Here is a 17,519-nt window from a genome sequence, read left to right as displayed (position 1 = left end):
GAATTACAGACCATTACCTCTACCGACGGAACGGTTACCGTGACACCGAACGGCAACGACTTCGACCTATCCGGTTTTAGTGGAGACTTCAATGACTTGACCAATGTTCCTACCAATTTGGATTTGGATTCCACCGACGATTTTGACGGACAGTGGAGCAGCCTAACGGGAGTTCCTGCAGGTTTTGCGGACAATATCGACAACGATACCCAATTGACCGATGCCCAAGTGGCCACTGCGGTGAACAACGAGTTCCCGAACTTGGACACCGATAGCACGGATGATTTCGACGGACAGTGGAGCAGCCTAACGGGAGTTCCAGCGGACTTTGCGGACAATGTGGACAACGTGGACGATGCGGACAACGACCCTGCGAACGAATTGCAGACCATTACCTCTACCGACGGAACGGTTACCGTGACACCGAACGGCAACGACTTCGACCTATCCGGTTTCAGTGGTGATTTTGGCGATTTGGCCAATGTTCCTACCAATCTGGACTTGGATTCCACCGACGATTTTGACGGACAGTGGAGCAGCCTAACGGGAGTTCCAGCCGACTTTGCGGACAATGTGGACAACGTGGACGATGCCGATGCCAGTGTCACGAACGAAATCAATACTCGTTTTGAAGTCAATGGAGCAAATCTTGAGATAGAGGACAGCAACGGTACACTTCAGGTGCCATTGGCAAACATCAATATAGATCAAACAGCTTCTGAAGTAGATTCGGACAACCCAGTGGATGTGAATGGCGATGGAACAGCAGAGGATACGGTAGAAGAAGTGATTCAAGCCATTGCTCCGATCACGGCAAAAGCCGCACGAATTTTCTATCCACCTTCCATTGCTATTGATGCTTCAACAAACGGTACTTTCAATCTTGACCTTTACCAAGAATATATTGATCAATATGGTTCTCCAACAGTGGGTAGCACCGGTGCTCCAGCAACGATTCCTACCTATAGTCGTTCCGAATTGTATTATTATGTTACTTATGCTGATCCAACGGTATTTGACATAAGTGCCATGGCGATTGATGCAAATGGTAACCTTACTTATAAGATTGATGCACAGCCATCGGATTACAATGCATTGATCAACGTGGTTTTTGTCGTAAAATAATAATCAATACGGACGCACAGATTTGAAACCAAAAACCTCATATACGTCTTTATTCATTGGATTGTTCATCCTGTTCATGGGGATCAACTTTGCAAATGCCCAGTTTTTGCTCCAGGCACCCAATACGGGGGATGAGAACAATTACCGATGGTATGAGGCATCTGACCCCGCTACCGTCTTGGGGACAAATTCATTTTATGAAGCTACTCAAACAGGGGTTTATTTTGCAACCTATGATGGAACCCTTTGCGGTTCCAACGCAACGGGGTATTTTATTTTGACGGATTGTGAAGCCCCGAACAATGAGGTAACCTTGGATATTTCCGCAAGTGTACCTGTTGGGGCCACAGTGAGTTGGAGTCCTGTCCTAAGTGGCGATCAAACCCGACCCACGGTCATCAGCACACAAAGTGTGACCCGTTACACGGCCACCATTACAAAAGTTGGGAATAGCAGCGAGCTGCCCCGATTTACTGTGGTGTGCATGAGCCAAGCTGCCAATGTGTTGGATGACATGGTAGTGGTGAACGAGGACGAATCCGTGGTGGTACCCATCTTCGACAATGATACCGATTTGCCGACTTCCGGTACCTTGACCATCACAGACCCAACCAATGGAACTGTGAATGTTTATGACAATGGAACCCCTAACGATCCAGCGGACGATGTGGTTACCTATTCACCAAATGCGGATTACAATGGCAGTGATAGCTTCGATTACACCATTTGCAACAATTTTGGGGATTGTAGTACGGCAACAGTGATTGTTGATGTACTTCCAATTTTGGATGTCAATGATGATGTGACCTCCACAGAACAAGGGGTGGATGTGACCATTTCTTGGCGGGCCAATGACAATGATATTCCCACTTCGGGCTCCATTTCGGCCACCAACCCTTCCAATGGAACCATTGTCTTGAACGATAATGGTACTGCAAACAATCCGTCCGATGACAATATCACCTATGTGCCCAACCCAGGGTATTCAGGTACGGATTCCTTTGAATATACCGTTTGTGATACCAATGGAAATTGTGGTACGGCCACAATCACAGTGGTGGTCACTTCACAACAGATTTTGGACAGTGATGGGGATGGTATTTTGGATAGTTTCGAAGACCTCAATGCGGACAATGACAACGATCCATCCACCAATCCTACGGATACTGACGGTGATGGTATCCCTGATTACTTGGATATAGACAGTGACAATGATGGTATTCCGGACAATGTGGAAGCCCAGTCCGTCTCATCCTATATACCACCAAGTTTGGTGGATGCCAATGGAAATGGTCTGGACGATGCCTATGAGGTAGATGGAAACATGGGCTTGATTCCCGTGGATTCCGATAATGACGGTATTCCTGATTATGTTGACCTTGATAGTGATGATGACAACGTGCCCGATGCCATAGAAGGACACGACCATGACCATGACGGTATTCCTGATGTGGAGTTCATAGGTTCGGATAAGGACAACGATGGGCTGGACGACGGCTATGAAGGAGAGACCATGATCGATATCGATGTGAACGACGAAATGGACGATCCAAGCACGGCCTTGCCTGATACCGATTCAGATGGTATTCCTGATTTCAGGGATTCGGACGATGATGGCGATGGTATAGAGACCATTGACGAAGACTTGAACGGAGATGGAAATTATGCCAACGACGATTCCAATGAAAATGGTATTCCAAATTACTTAGATCCCGATCTAGGTGAGACAACCATCGAAGAAATTGATGTGATCAATGTGATAACGCCCAATGGGGATGGAATACATGATGTGCTCAATATCAAGGGAATTGAAAACTATCCGAACAATACGGTAAGGATCTATAACAGATGGGGCGTTATGGTCTATCAGACCAAGGCCTACAATACCAGAGGAAATGTGTTCGACGGCACATCGGAAGGAAGAGTTACCGTGGATAGTGACAATAAACTTCCTGTGGGTACCTACTTCTACGTAATAGACTATGAAGACCAAGGAGGAAACACAAAACAGCTTTCGGGCTACATATACATAAACAGATAAAGAAAATGGGTACGGCGGACAAGAATATCTTTATGGGAAAAACGGGATGGCTATTTGTGGTTTTAATGATCTGTACCATGTCATCACTCCACGCACAGCAAGATGCCCAGTACACCCAATACATGTACAATACCGTAAGCGTGAACCCTGCCTATGCAGGTTCCCGTGGGCATTTGAGCATAGCGGCCCTCTACAGGAACCAATGGTTGGGACTGGACGGTGCCCCGGAGACCCAGACACTCAATATCCATAGCCCAATAGGTTATCGTGGGGTGGGGTTGGGAGTCTCCATTGTGAACGACAAGATAGGGCCCACATCGGAAACCTATTTTGATGTGGATTTTTCCTATACCATACAAACCTCTTGGGAAGGACGGTTGAGCTTTGGCCTAAAGGCCAGTGCGCACATGTTGGACATCCGATATTCCGAACTGGATGAATTTGAGGTAGATCCGCAGTTGCAGTCCCAGCAGGATATCCAAAACAAGTTTTCCCCTAACATAGGGGCAGGCGTCTATTACCATACGGACAGATTCTATGTGGGCCTGTCAGCTCCCAGAATATTGGAGACTACCCATTTTGATGAATCCTCCGTATCCACGGCCAAGGAGCAGATCAATATGTACCTCATCACGGGGTACGTTTGGGACCTCAATCCATTTTTAAAATTCAAGCCCACCCTTTTGACCAAGGCTGTGCAAGGGGCCCCTTTGCAGGTAGATCTTTCGGCCAATTTCATGCTGAACGAAAAATTCATCGGTGGGGTAGCCTACAGATGGGATGCTGCATTCAGTGGACTTTTTGGGTTTATGCTGTCCGACCAGTTGATGCTGGGCCTTGCCTATGACCGCGAAATTACGGAACTCGGTGCCGCAACCTTCAACGACGGTTCCTTTGAGGTCATCATCCGTTACGATTTCATCAGGAACATCGGAAACCTGAAATCCCCACGTTTCTTTTAGCAAGAATTTAAATGCCGCTATCGGATGTTTTTCCCCTAAAGGTCATATTTTTACCGTATGGCAGAGGAAAACGTGATACTGGTCAATGAAAATGATGAACCCATTGGGTTGATGCCCAAGATGGAAGCCCATGAGAAAGCCCTTTTACACAGGGCATTTTCGGTTTTTATCATGAACGACAAAGGGGAGACCATGCTGCAACAGCGTGCAAAGGACAAATACCACTCTCCATTGTTGTGGACCAATACCTGCTGTAGCCACCAAAGGGAAGGCGAGAACAATATTGAAGCGGGAAAGCGCAGGCTCATGGAAGAAATGGGTTTCACCGCCGAGCTAGAGGAACTCTTTTCCTTTGTGTACAAGGCTCCGTTCGACAATGGCCTGACAGAGCATGAATTTGACCATGTGATGCTGGGTTTTTACAATGATGACCCCAATATCAATCCCAAGGAGGTGGCCGACTGGAAATGGATGCAGCCCAGTGCTATCAAAAAGGATATGGCCCACAACCCGGAACAATACACCGAATGGTTCAAGATCATCTTTGCAAGGTTCTATGACCATTTAATGAAGAACATCCCAGCACAATGAAAGTGAAAGTAAGCAGAAAGGCCAGTTTCAATGCAGCCCATCGATTGCACAGACCGGATTGGGACGAGGAGAAGAACAAAGCCGTTTTTGGCAAGTGCAACAATCCCAGGTACCATGGGCATAATTACGATCTGATCGTAAGTGTGACCGGGGAGATAGACCAAGCCACTGGATTTGTGATGGACCTGAAAGTGCTCAAAGATTTGATCAAAGAACATGTGGAAGATGCTTTGGACCACAAGAACCTGAATCTGGATGTGACTGAGTTCAAAGACCTGAATCCTACTGCAGAAAACATAGCCGTGGTCATTTGGAACAAATTGAGACCACACATTGCACAAGAGAAAGAATTGGAGGTGGTGTTGTATGAGACCCCTCGCAATTTTGTAACCTATACCGGATAACATGAATCTATACCCTTTAAAGTTCCATCCCATTCTCAAAGAACGCCTTTGGGGAGGAACTAAACTGAAAGAAGTACTAGGAAAACCTATAGAAAGTGACATCACAGGTGAAAGCTGGGAGCTTTCCGGAGTGAAAGGGGATATTTCCGAAGTGGCCAACGGGCCTTTGGCGGGAACCTCACTCGAGGACCTGATTGCGAAACAACCCGAAGCTGTACTGGGAAAAAGTGTAGTGGAGCGGTTCGGGAACGATTTTCCCATCCTCATCAAGTTTATCGATGCCAAACAGGACTTGTCCATACAGTTGCATCCGAATGATAAATTGGCCAAGGAACGGCACAACTCCTTCGGGAAAACGGAAATGTGGTACATCATGGATGCCGATCCCGGAGCCAAACTCATTGTGGGCTTCAATAAGGATCTGGAGAAGACAGAATATGTAGAAAGCCTAGAGCAAGGGACGCTGCTGGATCTGATGAACTATGAAGAGGTGGAAGAGGGCGATACGTTCTTTATCAATACCGGAAAGATACATGCCATTGGGGCCGGAGTGTTGTTGGCGGAGATCCAACAGACCTCGGACGTTACCTACAGGGTATTCGATTTCAACCGGAAGGACAAGGACGGGAACCTAAGGGAACTGCACACCGGTCTGGCCGTGGACGCCATCGATTACGAAATGAAGGATGATTTTAAAGTGGGATATCCCAACGCCAAGGATACCGTGAACGATATGGTGGACTGTCCCTATTTCAAGACCAATTTTCTGGAACTGACGAAAAATATGGAGCAGGACCTTTCCCAAAGGGACTCCTTTACCATTTATATGTGTGTGGGAGGCAAGGCCACCATCTCCAATGATTGGGGCAGTGCCAACATTCAGAAAGGTGAAACGATCCTTCTTCCAGCATCCAGCACCTTTGTGAAAATTGAAGCCAAAGGGGCCAAACTTTTAGAAGTTACCATTTAAGTAGTACATTTGAAAAAACACTAGTATGCCAAGCATTCGCGATCTTAAGAAAGACATCAATTTTGTCCTTGGGGACATCATTGAGGCGGTTTACATTTGGGAAGCCGGTTCCGGCAACAAAGAATCCGAAGAAGGAACGGTCATTATAGACAAGGCCATTGCCGTATTTGATGAGTTAATGGACAAGGTGAACCAGAAGAACGTGGAAAACCGAAAGGCCCACTTTAACCAAATACGCAAGGAACTGGAAGAAAAGGCCACCGAATTGGTGGAACAGTTCAACAGTCTGGCGAGTTAGTCCTTTTTGCCCAAAAACTCCTTGAACGCCTTTCCGTGTTTGGATGATGCCACTTCGGGGGAAAGGTTTCTGTAGATGGAATCCAAATATTTTGGATTGGCCTCACTGGCCTCTGTCATCATAATGTACGGAGTGGCAAAGGAATTCCCATTGTTCAGTCCAAAGTTGAGGGCATATCTGTACCTGCTAATGGTATTCAGGTCTACCAATCTTTGGAGGGAATCCAGGGCCAATGAATCCTCTTGGTATTTGGGAAGCGAAGCCTGTTGGGCCAAGGATAGTTCCTTGATGTTGAATTTGGAGACCATTTCGTAGAACTCCACCAATTTTTCATGCGACTTGGAACCGCTGATCTTTGAATTGGTGTCAAAAGTGTTCCAAGAAGTATTGATGGTAATGGTCCCCGCTTCGCCAAAGAACGTGATCCTATCGTTGATGTCGTTGTTGTCCTCTTTCTTCAGATAGAGGTAAAAGATGTCCGGAGTTCCCACTTCCTCTTCAAAAGAGAATTTTCCATCCCCTTGGATTTCCAAGGAATCCAAAGTAACCAAGGTTGAATCTTGGAACTGTTGCAGGTATAGGACCCCTTTTTTCAGACCTTTGATGTTTCCGTTGACCATCATGGTGTTTTCCGTGTTCTTTTCGCACGAAACCATTATTGCTCCCAATAGCAATACGAAGAATATCCGCTTCATTGTAAATTTTTTGCAGGGCAAATATGCATAAACTTCTGAAATAATCTAAACATTGGAGGCCACTTCCATCAACAAAGCACACAAATAGGCTCCTGCCGTGCCCACCACATAGCCAAAAACGGCCAAAAGGATGCCCACGGAGGTCAGGGATGGGTGAAACTCTGCCGCTACGACCGGAGCGGATGCCGCCCCACCCACATTGGCCTGGCTGCCCACCGCCAAGAAAAAGAACGGTGCCTTGATGAGCTTGGCCACCAAGATCAACAGTGCGGCATGGATGGTGATCCAAATAAGGCCAATGGCGATCAACCCCGGGTTATCGAGTACTTTGCCCAGATCCATCTTCATGCCGATGGTGGCCACGAGGATATAGATGAACATGCCCCCGATCTTACTGGCCCCGGCTCCCTCATAATTTTTGGCCTTGGTAAAGGATAGGCCAATGCCAATGGCGGTGGCAAAGACCACCATCCAAAGGAAATCTGAACCCAATGAGGACAATATTTTCTGTGGATTCCGGACCACTTCAAAATTGTTTTGCAAAAAATCGGCAAAATGAAAGCCCAACAAATGGGCAATGCCCACTCCGGTAAATGCATAAAAAAGCATCATGATGAGATCCTTGAGGGAGGTGACCCTTGCAATTTTTTCGGTATGGGCGGATACTTTTTGTTTCAATTCTTCAATGGACGATGTGTCCGCTTTGAGCCATCGGTCTATCTGTTTCGTCTTCCCTACGCCCAATAGGATAATGGCCATCCAGAGATTGGCCACTACAATGTCGATGAGTACCATTCCTCCATAATTTTCTTGATTGTATTGGAACACTTCCAACATGGCGGCCTGGTTGGCACCGCCCCCGATCCAGCTACCGGCAATGGTGGCCAGACCTCTCCAAACGGCATCAAAATCATTTCCGCCCACGGTTTCGGGAGAAAAAATGGATACGATCAATATGGCGATGGGCCCCCCAATGATGATACCGGCGGTTCCCGTCAAAAACATGATGAGTGCTTTTGACCCCAAATTCATTATGGCCTTGAGGTCTATGCTCAGGGTCATCAAGATCAAAGCAGCGGGCAGCAGGTAACGGCTGGCCACAAAATAGGTTTGGGACGAGGATTCGTCCACAATGCCCACACTGGCCAAAATGGCGGGCAACAGGTAGCACATGAGCACGGTGGGCACAATGGTGTAAAACTTGCTCCAGAACCCCGAGCCGATGGATGAGGTGTAAAAAACAAAGCCGAGGCAAAGACAGAGAAGGCCAAAGATGACGGTGTCGTCGGTAAAGGGTAGTTGGTCCATGGATTTTAAGCTAGTTGCCCAAATATATGGAATTTGGAGGGGGTGTTCACCCTATTGCTACATATAATAAGGAATACTAAAATCAAATTGAGTTAACAATTCCACCGTTTGAAACAACAACGTGACCGCTTTTTGAATAATTTTAGGATATAACACTAAAAACCTAGAAATCATGAGAAGTTTACTTTGGTTAGTTGCCGTTATCTGTATAATAATTTGGGTATTGGGATTCTTTGGCGTGGTCGCCGGCATGGCAACCGGAAGTTTGATCCACATCCTGTTGGTGATCGCCGTGATTGCCATCCTATACAATATTATATCTGGACGTAAGCCCTTGTAATTGTTTCAAGGACTGTAAATCTAGATTCTTTTCCGGGAGGAAAAGACACAGTATGAAGAACAGTTGTCCACATAGGGCAGCTGTTTTTTTATTTGCGTTGGGTCCGATTCCCATTGCGAAACATTTTGGCCATAGTTAAAAAAAAGCCAAAATTGTAAATTCGATTGCCCATCGCTAAAACATTCTGAAATTTAGCTACATCTATAGTTATCGGTATCATACCTTATTATATTAGAGAAACTGGAAATGAAAAAAACCATATTCGTATTGCTTTTGTTGCCCATTTTTTGTTTTGGGAACACCATTTGGGGGAAAACAGGACACCGTGTCACAGGCCAGATTGCCCAAAACCATTTGACCGGAAAGGCAAAAAGGGCATTGGCCGATCTATTGGATGGGCATAGCCTAGCTTTTGTCTCCACTTTTGGCGATGATATCAAGGCAGACCGTTCCTATAACAAGTTTTCGCCGTGGCACTATGTCAACTATCCTTTGGGAATAGGTTACATGGATGCTGAAAAGAGTGACGAAGGCGATATCATCACAGCTATTGAGGAATGTACGGCCATTATCAAAAATGAAGCGAGCAGCAGGGAGGACCGTGTGTTCTATCTGAAGCTGTTGGTCCACTTCATAGGCGATCTGCACCAACCCATGCATGCCAGCAGGGCAGAGGATAAAGGGGGCAATGATATCCAGGTGCAATGGTTCGGGCAAGGGACCAATTTGCACAGTATCTGGGACAAGAACCTCATTGAATCCTATGGGATGACCTTCACGGAGCTGGCCGATGAACTGGACAATGTTTCCAAAAAGGAAAAGAAAAAGATACAGGAGGGAACCATTTACGATTGGGTGGACGAATCCCACGACATCTGCGCGGAACTCTACGATTCTGTCAAAGTGGGCGACAAACTGGGTTACCAGTATTCCTATACATATAATGACCTATTGTTCCAACAGCTCCAAAAGGGGGGATTGCGATTGGCAAAGGTGCTGAACGATCTGTTTGGTTGATACGTTACTTTAGTAAAGAACAGTTTTCAACTGGTTCCGATACTCGGAAGGGTTCTGCCCTGTGAATGCCTTGAACGATTTGTTGAAGTGCGAAAAGTTATTGAACCCGCTATCATAACACACTTGGGTGATGCTGATAGGCTGTTCGGCCAATAACTTGGAAGCGTGCACCAATCGGTACTCGTTCACGAATTGGGTAAAGGTCTTGTTGGTGATCTTTTTGAAGTATCTACAGAAAGAGGGGACCGTCATGCTCACCATATCCGCAATTTCATCTAGACTGATGTCCTCTTTGAAATGGGCCTTCACGTGGTTGAACACGATATTGATACGGTCGTTGTCCTTCACCTCGGTTTCCAGTGAAAAGCCTTCGGCGTTCAAAACGTTCATTTCGTTGGAGGTGGCCAAGATGTTCAAAATGTTGAGAATGGACAATAACCTTTGGAAATCGGTCTGGTATTCCAAGATCTCCATTTTTTCCCCCACCTTCATTTTGGTCTTGCCAGAAAAGGCAATGCCCCCTTTGGCGACCTCGAACAGTTTTTGGATATTCTTCATTTCTGGAATGTTGAAAAAATCACTGCCCAGAAAATCGACCTTCATCTGTACCAAGGTCTCACTTTTGTTACCAGTAAGCTTATCGGTGAACCCACAATGGGGCAAATTGGAACCTATAAGAATAAGGTCCCCGTTCCTGAAATAGGAAACATGGCTGCCAATCTGCCGTTTGCCGGACCCTCCGTTCACATATACCAGCTCCAGTTCAGGGTGGTAATGCCAGCCATTGTTCTTGTTCTCATTATTTTCATTGAACTTCTGAAAAGCAAACGAGTGGCCAAAACTGGGTGCAATGGATTCAAAAGCAGGTTTTTGGGTCATGTGTGCCAAATTTTGTTCGCTACTAATAAGGTATATCGATGTTGGTCGAACGCTTGTCTGTAAAATTACCACAAATGTATGCTATTTTGCCATTAATAAAAGGTTAATATCTACACCATGTTAAAATTGCACATAAACTGGAAAACATGGTGGTGTTCCTGTCCTCTATTGCGCCATACATTTGTATCATAATCTTAAAAACGAAATTGTTATGAAAGCAGTAATTAAGAACCTAACAGTAGTAGCGATCCTTTTGGTGTCTGCCATGGGATTGGCTAATGGAACAGCAGCCGATTTTGGTAAGAAAGTAACTGCCAAGAACGAAGTAGAGAAAACACTTATCAATATAGAGTTGGACCCCGTGTTCGTGAAGAAAGGTCAGAAAGTGATGATGAACCTTTTGAACGTTTCTCAGGACAAAGTGACCCTAAAGGTCTATGACAGCCAAGACAGACTTGTTTACAACGAGTCCATCAGTGGAAAACTTGTTGTGGAAAAGGCGTTCAACTTTGAGAAAGCATTTGAAGATAAATATACCATCGTAGTCTCCGATAAAAACGGTACGTACAAAGAGACTATGGAAGTAAGATAGTTTGTTTAGTTAATTTTTATGTGCATGGGGGGCCGGGAGGCCCCCTTTTTTTATACCCATTTTTTTAATCGTTCCCGTTTTCCAGGAGGCAAGGCCTCATTGTCAATGGCCCACTGCAATAGGGTCTGGTCCTTTTCCTTGGCAAAGAGCAGTTGGTAAAATTGTTGTGTGGTCAATAGGTTTTTGGATTCTTCCACCAGTTCCATGGTATCGCCCACGGCCACTTTCCCGGTTTCCAGGATACGCAGATAGGTGCCCGGCCAACCGTGGTCTATAAAAGCTTTTAAGATATTCTGGTCGCCAAACCGGATGCCCAGTTTATAACAAGGTTCCCTGGGTTGGCTGATCTGTACCAGTGCCGATCCCAGTCTGTAGCTATTTCCTATCCTGATTTTGGACTCGTCCAGTCCCTCCACGGTCAGGTTTTCGCCGAACATGCCCCAATCCCACTCCAAATTGGGGTATTTTTCCCGCCAGTAGGGATAGTGGTCGGAAGAGAACAGGTAGCAAGCCTTGTATGTCCCCCCATGTACCTTTCTATCGGCAACAGTGTCGCCTTCAACCTCCTCCACGTCCAAAAACAAGGGCTCCTGAACCGGAAATTTGTAAATGCCCGTAGTGGTTTCCTTGCCGTTCCAGTTTATTTTGGTTGGGCGGCCTATGTTGGTAGATATGATTTTCATCTTACCAAGATAAAAAAAACCACTGCTTTTGGGCAGTGGTCCTTTCATTTGTTTTTAATGGAACGCTTCTTATTCTTTTTCCAAGCGCTTGGTCATGGTGAAACCTACCAAAAGTCCCACGCCCGCCAAGGTGAAGATGGTACCGGGGTACGCTACTTCATCATCCATTCCAAGATTGTACACCAAGATGGAAGCCACAAAAATGGCCAATCCAATACCAATGAGCAACAAGGAAATGTTGAGGATGATGATTTTCCAGAAAGGTGCTGCACCCTCGCGTCTGCCCTTGACAAAAATACTGGCGTCCGCTCCTTTTTCTATCAAGGCAAGGCGTTCTTTGTTCCTGGTTGAAAAATAGAGGTAGGCAATGGCAAAAATGACCCCAAAAATAATAGGTATGACAATTACTTCAGATCCCATAACAGTTCGTTTTTAATGATTAAAATTATTTGTTTTTCATTGGGTATGACGACAGGTTTTAGATGCAGGTTACATAATTTTATAAAAGAAAGTAGGTTTTGGACTTTAAATGTTAGTTCTCGACCTGCCGGCAGGCAGGTACTTTTACCTTTGGAAAAAAATCGAACTGAGATCCTTTGTCTAAGTATAGTATAATAAAAAGGAAAAAGTTATGTAACCCAAATCCGTGTTCTGTCGTCCAATGAGCAATGCTGACCACTAACGAAAAGGAGCTGATCAATAAAATACGCAACGGCAATACCGTGGCGTTCTCTGATTTGGTGGATGGTCACAAGGATTTGGTCTATACCTTATGTATACGGATGTTGGGCAACCGGGAAGACGCAGAAGAAGTATCGCAGGATGTTTTTATTAAAGTGTTCACGGCTTTGCGTAACTTTAAGGGAGATTCCAAACTGTCCACGTGGATCTATAGGATAGCCTATAATGCTTGTTTGGACCGCTTGAAAAGGACCAAAAAGGAACGCATGCGTGTGGAAGTGGACCATTTGAAGGGTTCGGCATTTTCCGTGATGGACAATGCTTTGGACAGGATGGTGCAGGAGGAGAGGTCGGTATTGATCAATTCCTGTTTGGCGGCATTGCCGGCCGAGGATGCAAGCATCCTGACGCTTTTTTATTTTGAGGAAAAGAACCTCTTGGAGATGGAAAAGGTATTGGACCTTTCCGCGAACACCATTAAGGTGAGGTTGTTCAGGGCCAGAAAAAAACTGGCCGCTATCATGGAAAGAAAATTTGATAAAGAAACAGTGGGAAATAATGGATAAGCAGGAAGAAAAAGAACTGGAAGCATTTGTGGACAAGATCATGGCAGACGCTCCTTTGGAGTCGCCCTCTGCGGACTTTACCAAAAACCTGATGCAGCACATCGAGGCGGTGCAGCACAAAGAAGTGTACCAATATAGACCCATTGTGCCCAAGCAGGTGCTTGTTCTCATTTTTGTGGGTTTGGTCAGCCTAACGCTCTATCTTATTGCGCAATACGGCCTGGAAAGTGATGGTGGATGGTTCGGAAATGTATCCGTGGAACCTGTTTTTGACAATATGTGGGGCTGGTTGGAAAATTATACCTCTTCAAAAATCTTAATTTACGCTGTGTTGCTCTTTGGGCTGTTGTTTTTTGTGCAGGTGCCCTTAATAAAGAAACAATTGGAGCGTAATATCATGCTAGAGTGAGTAGGAGTAGGCCCAGTACATCAATGCAAACTGTAACGGAACCCTAAGGACCAATACCCATTTGGGCAGGCCCGCAGCGGCCTTTTCATTGGAAAGCATGTAAAAGTGGACAGGTAGAAAGACGACAAGCATCAAAATGATGCCATAAGCGCTGAGTTTTTGCGTGGCCGCAAAGCACAGACCGATTCCCAGAACAATTTCCGCCACTCCGCTCAGGAACACCAAAATGGTATGATAGGGGAGATACCTTGGCATAATGCGCAAGTACATCTTCGGTTTTACGAAGTGCATGATGCCCGCTGCAATGTAGAGGCCGGCCATTAGATAGAGGTGCCATGGTGCCATAGATCAATCGTTGAATTTCCAAAAAGGCACCACAGACTCGGTCAAGGTGACGATTTCTCCCTTTTCTTTTCGTTTCCGTTTGAGTTTGAGCGTGTGTTTGCCCTCTTCCAGATCCGATATTTTGAGGAAAGTCTCAAAACCAAGTTTGTTGTTGAAGCCTGTGGTCAAAATAAAATCCCCATCCATTTTCAGGGTATCTATCTCAAAGGAATAGATGTCATTGAAAGTTTTCAGGTATATCTTTCGAATGCTGTCCTTTTGCTGGGCACTGGTGATTTCGTCGCTCCAGTTGGTGGTCATGTTGATGCCCGAAGTAAGCCCCCTTCTGTCTTTTTTGGGTTTGAGCGAATCATTGAAAATAAAGATACGCTCCTCGATGTGTTCCGAGAACGGCACAAAAATGTTCAGATAGGGTTTGGTGATCACCTTGGAGGAAATGACCATCTCACCGGGGAAATCACCATCCTTGATCAGCATATCCTTGTAGTTTTCCTTATTGGCGATAATACTGGAGGAATTCAGGTCTTTTTCCAGATAGTTGGAATGGCGGTACTCCAAACTGGTGATGATCAATATCACAAGATAGATCGGTGCCAAGAAAAGGGTCAACCGCTTTCCAAAACGATGGTCCAGAAAATTATAGACCAAAGGTCTGTAGAGAAATGAGAGGGTCAAAAAACTGAACACCCAATAGATGGGAAAATAGATTTTGGACACCCATTTGTTCCGTTTGAGCAGTCCTTGGGTCAAAAAGTCGATAAAGGTCAGGAACATTCCTATTATGATGAATATGATAAGGATGGAACCCAAAATGCTCCCCAACTGTTCCGGTAACCATTCGCCCTGAATGATGAAACTGGCCACCAATACTATGGAAATGATGACCATGGTCATGGCCAGCACATAAAAGATCAGCAAAAACGAAATGGCAAACAGTACACTGCAATAGTTCTCCAGATTGGCGATGTACCGGTCAAAGGAAATGATCCTTTTCTTCAAATAGTTGGTGAACAGCTCGGAATACCTGAGTTTTTCAAACTCAATGTCCCCCGACACATAACGAAGCCCGAGGGCGCCGATCCACAATCCCCTGAGGATGACGTGCAGCAATAGGTTGAAAAGCAATATGGAGCTTGCAATGTGCAGGATGAAATAGGCGACAAACCGATAGATGTGTTCCTCGTTCTCGGCATTCACCATCTCTATCCGAAGGGGTTCGTAGGCCGTGAACAATCCAAAAATGGCAAAACCCGAAATGATGAGTTCCAGTTCCCAGCTTTGCTGCTGAAGGGAGTCCAACAGTTTTTTGAAGGACGGGCTTTTGTAATCGTTATGGTCCACGGTTTGGTCGATTGATTGCTACAACCAATATAGGCATTAAAAACAAAAACCGCTCATTTTGAGCGGTTTTGTGTGTCTGATGGACCAATGTGAATTTAGGTTACTTGATCATCTCATAGCTGCGGGCAATGAACTTGGTCAGTTCCTCGCCTTTTAGCAATCCCTTGGACAATCGGGCCAAATCCAAGGATTGGTTGATCAAGCGTTCCCGCTTTTTATCGGTCTTTGTGTTCAAGATCTCGCCCACCAGCTCATGGTTGGTGTTCACGATGAGGTTGTACATATCCGGCATATTGCCCATACCGAACATGCCACCGCCACCGCTGCGTTGCATTTCCTTCATCCGTCGCATAAATTCGGGCTCCGTGATGATGAAAGGGGATGCGGTACTGTCCATGGCCTCCAATTGAATGGTGTAGCCCTTGTCGGCAACGGCACTTTCCAGACTTGCCTTCAACTGGTCCTTTTCCTCATCGGAAAGTTTGGAAATGGTCGTTTCCTCTTTTTTGATCAGGTTGTCGATATGGTCGGCATCTACCCGTACAAAAGAAACCTTCTCTTTGGAAGTCTCCAATTTTTGCAATAGGTGCGGAACAATGGGCGAATCCATCAAAAGTACCTCATAGCCCTTGGTCTTGGCCGCTTCGATGTAGCTGTGCTGCGCCTCTTTGTCCGAAGCATAGAGCACCACCAGCGTACCGTCCTTATCGGTTTGGGTATCCTTGATCTTGGCCTCCAGTTCCTCAAAGGTGTGGAAGGATCCTTCCACGGTGGGGAACAGGGCAAATTTTTCGGCTTTCTCAAAGAATTTTTCTTCGGTGAGCATTCCGTATTCGATCACCACTTTGATGTCGTTCCACTTTTGCTCAAAATCCTCCCGGTTGTTCTTGAAAAGGGAGCCCAACTTGTCCGCAACCTTTCGGGTGATATAGGATGAAATTTTCTTCACCGCGCCATCTGCCTGAAGATAGGACCTGGACACGTTCAATGGAATATCGGGCGAATCGATGACACCACGGAGCATGGTCAGGAACTCAGGGACTATGCCTTCCACATTGTCCGTTACGAACACTTGGTTTTGATACAATTGTATCCTGTCCTTTTGAATGTTGAGGTCATTGCTCAATTTGGGAAAGTACAGAATACCTGTCAGGTTGAAGGGATAGTCCACATTCAGATGGATGTGGAAAAGCGGCTCCTCGAACTGCATGGGGTAAAGTTCCCTGTAGAAACTCTTATAATCCTCGTCCTTCAGGTCGGTAGGCTGTTTGGTCCAGGCCGGTTCCGGATTGTTGATGATGTTGTCCACCTCTTGGGTTGGCGCCGGTTCGTCCTCTTTGGCCCCTTCCGGTTTGGGCAGGGTCTCTTTTTTGGTGCCGAATTTGATCGGGATGGGCATGAACTTGTTGTATTTCACCAAAAGTTCACGGATTTTGCCCTCTTCCAAAAATTCTGTGGAATCCTCGGCCACGTGGAGAATGATCTCAGTTCCTCGTTCCTTTTTATCGACACTTTCCAGTGTAAATTCTGGCGATCCGTCACAGATCCAATGCACGGCCGGTTCGTCCTTGAAACTCTTGGTGATGATCTCCACCTTTTCGGCCACCATGAAGGCGGAATAGAAACCAAGGCCAAAATGCCCTATGATGCCCGCTTCCTTGCCGGCGTCCTTGTATTTGTCCAAGAATTCCTCGGCACCGGAGAAGGCGACCTCGTTGATGTATTTTTTCACCTCTTCCTCGGTCATCCCGATACCTTGGTCAATGATATGGATGCGTTTTTGGTCCTTGTCCACTTTCACCTCTATGATCGGGTTGCCATATTCCACCTTGGCTTCCCCAATGGAGGTCAAGTGTTTTAGTTTTAAGGTTGCATCCGTAGCGTTGGATATCAATTCCCTTAAAAAGATTTCATGATCACTGTACAGAAACTTTTTGATCAAGGGAAAAATGTTCTCTACTGAAACATTGATTTTACCTGTTGCCATTGTTGTCTTTATTTTTCTTTAATCCCATTTGGACAAAAAAAATACCAGAATGGCAAATCTGACAAACTGGCATTGGATGGATGACCAAGGTGTCAATTCGCAATTTTAACAAAACTTTGTTTATTCTTTTTTTAGAATGATTAAACATTTTTATATATTTATATTGTTATAGGGAAAATTGCTATGAGATAGTACACTATAACAATTTGTTTATTTATTGGTTAGGTTGTGGAAAATGCACTTTCGCCTGAAAGTGCATTTTCTTTACGTGGGTCCACCAGACAG

At 45.5% G+C, this 17,519-nt stretch carries 20 protein-coding genes; 12 read left to right on the top strand and 8 right to left on the bottom strand.

The annotated features are described in order from the left end of the window. From DB398_RS17730 to DB398_RS17700, 7 genes are all read left to right on the top strand, one after another. Window positions 1-1,125, top strand: a 1,125-nt coding sequence (locus DB398_RS17730) for a hypothetical protein (RefSeq protein ID WP_108425792.1), incomplete at its 5' end; no start/stop codon positions are given. Between the two features lie 76 nt (window positions 1,126-1,201). Further along, window positions 1,202-3,166, top strand: coding sequence for a T9SS type B sorting domain-containing protein (locus DB398_RS17725; protein ID WP_108425802.1), 1,965 nt, complete (start codon window positions 1,202-1,204; stop codon window positions 3,164-3,166). A gap of 32 nt (window positions 3,167-3,198) precedes the next feature. Then, window positions 3,199-4,128, top strand: a complete 930-nt coding sequence (locus DB398_RS17720; protein ID WP_417935560.1) for a PorP/SprF family type IX secretion system membrane protein — start codon at window positions 3,199-3,201, stop codon at window positions 4,126-4,128. A 57-nt stretch (window positions 4,129-4,185) separates the two neighbouring features. Beyond that, the gene (idi, locus tag DB398_RS17715; RefSeq protein ID WP_108425790.1) at window positions 4,186-4,719 is read left to right on the top strand and encodes an isopentenyl-diphosphate Delta-isomerase; all 534 of its coding nucleotides are present in this window, start codon (window positions 4,186-4,188) and stop codon (window positions 4,717-4,719) included. Further along, complete coding sequence (locus tag DB398_RS17710; RefSeq protein ID WP_108425789.1) at window positions 4,716-5,123, top strand: 6-pyruvoyl trahydropterin synthase family protein; 408 nt, start codon at window positions 4,716-4,718, stop codon at window positions 5,121-5,123. The genes idi and DB398_RS17710 overlap by 4 nt, the downstream gene beginning before the upstream one ends. Before the next feature lies 1 nt (window position 5,124). After that, window positions 5,125-6,093: a type I phosphomannose isomerase catalytic subunit gene (locus DB398_RS17705; protein ID WP_108425788.1), complete on the top strand. Its 969-nt coding sequence runs from the start codon at window positions 5,125-5,127 to the stop codon at window positions 6,091-6,093. Between the two features lie 25 nt (window positions 6,094-6,118). Further along, window positions 6,119-6,391: a hypothetical protein gene (locus DB398_RS17700; RefSeq protein WP_108425787.1), complete on the top strand. Its 273-nt coding sequence runs from the start codon at window positions 6,119-6,121 to the stop codon at window positions 6,389-6,391. On the opposite strand, the gene DB398_RS17695 is transcribed toward DB398_RS17700, so the two are convergent. After that, on the bottom strand, window positions 6,388-7,086 hold the full coding sequence (locus tag DB398_RS17695) for a DUF4369 domain-containing protein (RefSeq protein ID WP_108425786.1): 699 nt from the start codon (window positions 7,084-7,086) through the stop codon (window positions 6,388-6,390). The genes DB398_RS17700 and DB398_RS17695 overlap by 4 nt on opposite strands. A gap of 45 nt (window positions 7,087-7,131) precedes the next feature. Then, complete coding sequence (locus tag DB398_RS17690; RefSeq protein ID WP_108425785.1) at window positions 7,132-8,394, bottom strand: DUF819 family protein; 1,263 nt, start codon at window positions 8,392-8,394, stop codon at window positions 7,132-7,134. Window positions 8,395-8,566: 172 nt separating this feature from the next. Here DB398_RS17690 and DB398_RS17685 point away from each other — a divergent pair, with 172 nt between their 5' ends. Together DB398_RS17685 and DB398_RS17680 are read left to right on the top strand one after the other, a co-directional pair. Next, window positions 8,567-8,734, top strand: coding sequence for a lmo0937 family membrane protein (locus tag DB398_RS17685; RefSeq protein WP_108425784.1), 168 nt, complete (start codon window positions 8,567-8,569; stop codon window positions 8,732-8,734). A 246-nt stretch (window positions 8,735-8,980) separates the two neighbouring features. After that, a complete protein-coding gene (locus tag DB398_RS17680; RefSeq protein ID WP_108425783.1) occupies window positions 8,981-9,751 on the top strand; it encodes a S1/P1 nuclease in 771 nt (256 codons plus the stop codon). Window positions 9,752-9,760: 9 nt separating this feature from the next. On the opposite strand, the gene DB398_RS17675 is transcribed toward DB398_RS17680, so the two are convergent. Then, entirely contained in the window at window positions 9,761-10,630 is an 870-nt protein-coding gene (locus DB398_RS17675) for an AraC family transcriptional regulator (protein ID WP_108425782.1), read from the bottom strand. A 211-nt stretch (window positions 10,631-10,841) separates the two neighbouring features. Between DB398_RS17675 and DB398_RS17670 the strand changes: the two genes are divergently transcribed. Further along, entirely contained in the window at window positions 10,842-11,222 is a 381-nt protein-coding gene (locus tag DB398_RS17670) for a hypothetical protein (protein WP_108425781.1), read from the top strand. Between the two features lie 50 nt (window positions 11,223-11,272). Here DB398_RS17670 and DB398_RS17665 read toward each other — a convergent pair whose 3' ends face one another. Continuing rightward, on the bottom strand, window positions 11,273-11,905 hold the full coding sequence (locus tag DB398_RS17665; protein ID WP_108425801.1) for an MOSC domain-containing protein: 633 nt from the start codon (window positions 11,903-11,905) through the stop codon (window positions 11,273-11,275). 69 nt (window positions 11,906-11,974) lie between these two features. Next, a complete protein-coding gene (locus DB398_RS17660) occupies window positions 11,975-12,325 on the bottom strand; it encodes a DUF6249 domain-containing protein (protein WP_108425780.1) in 351 nt (116 codons plus the stop codon). Between the two features lie 248 nt (window positions 12,326-12,573). On the opposite strand from DB398_RS17660, the gene DB398_RS17655 reads away from it, so the two are divergent. After that, window positions 12,574-13,152, top strand: a complete 579-nt coding sequence (locus DB398_RS17655; protein WP_108425779.1) for an RNA polymerase sigma factor — start codon at window positions 12,574-12,576, stop codon at window positions 13,150-13,152. Next, a complete protein-coding gene (locus tag DB398_RS17650) occupies window positions 13,145-13,561 on the top strand; it encodes a hypothetical protein (RefSeq protein WP_108425778.1) in 417 nt (138 codons plus the stop codon). Before DB398_RS17655 ends, DB398_RS17650 begins: the two co-directional genes overlap by 8 nt. On the opposite strand, the gene DB398_RS17645 is transcribed toward DB398_RS17650, so the two are convergent. The 3 genes from DB398_RS17645 to htpG form a co-directional block, all read right to left on the bottom strand. Further along, entirely contained in the window at window positions 13,553-13,906 is a 354-nt protein-coding gene (locus DB398_RS17645; protein WP_108425777.1) for a DoxX family protein, read from the bottom strand. The two genes, DB398_RS17650 and DB398_RS17645, sit on opposite strands and share 9 nt — an antisense overlap. Before the next feature lie 3 nt (window positions 13,907-13,909). Next, the gene (locus tag DB398_RS17640; RefSeq protein ID WP_108425776.1) at window positions 13,910-15,247 is read right to left on the bottom strand and encodes a hypothetical protein; all 1,338 of its coding nucleotides are present in this window, start codon (window positions 15,245-15,247) and stop codon (window positions 13,910-13,912) included. Between the two features lie 100 nt (window positions 15,248-15,347). Further along, window positions 15,348-17,234 (bottom strand): molecular chaperone HtpG, encoded by a 1,887-nt coding sequence (gene htpG / locus DB398_RS17635; protein WP_108425775.1) that lies wholly within the window; start codon window positions 17,232-17,234, stop codon window positions 15,348-15,350. Window positions 17,235-17,519: the final 285 nt, after the last annotated feature.

The sequence above is a fragment of the Flagellimonas amoyensis genome, from assembly GCF_003058265.1.
Taxonomy (GTDB): domain Bacteria; phylum Bacteroidota; class Bacteroidia; order Flavobacteriales; family Flavobacteriaceae; genus Flagellimonas; species Flagellimonas amoyensis.
The sequence above is the reverse complement of the archived record's forward strand: the minus strand, read 5'-3'. Positions and strand labels throughout refer to the sequence as shown.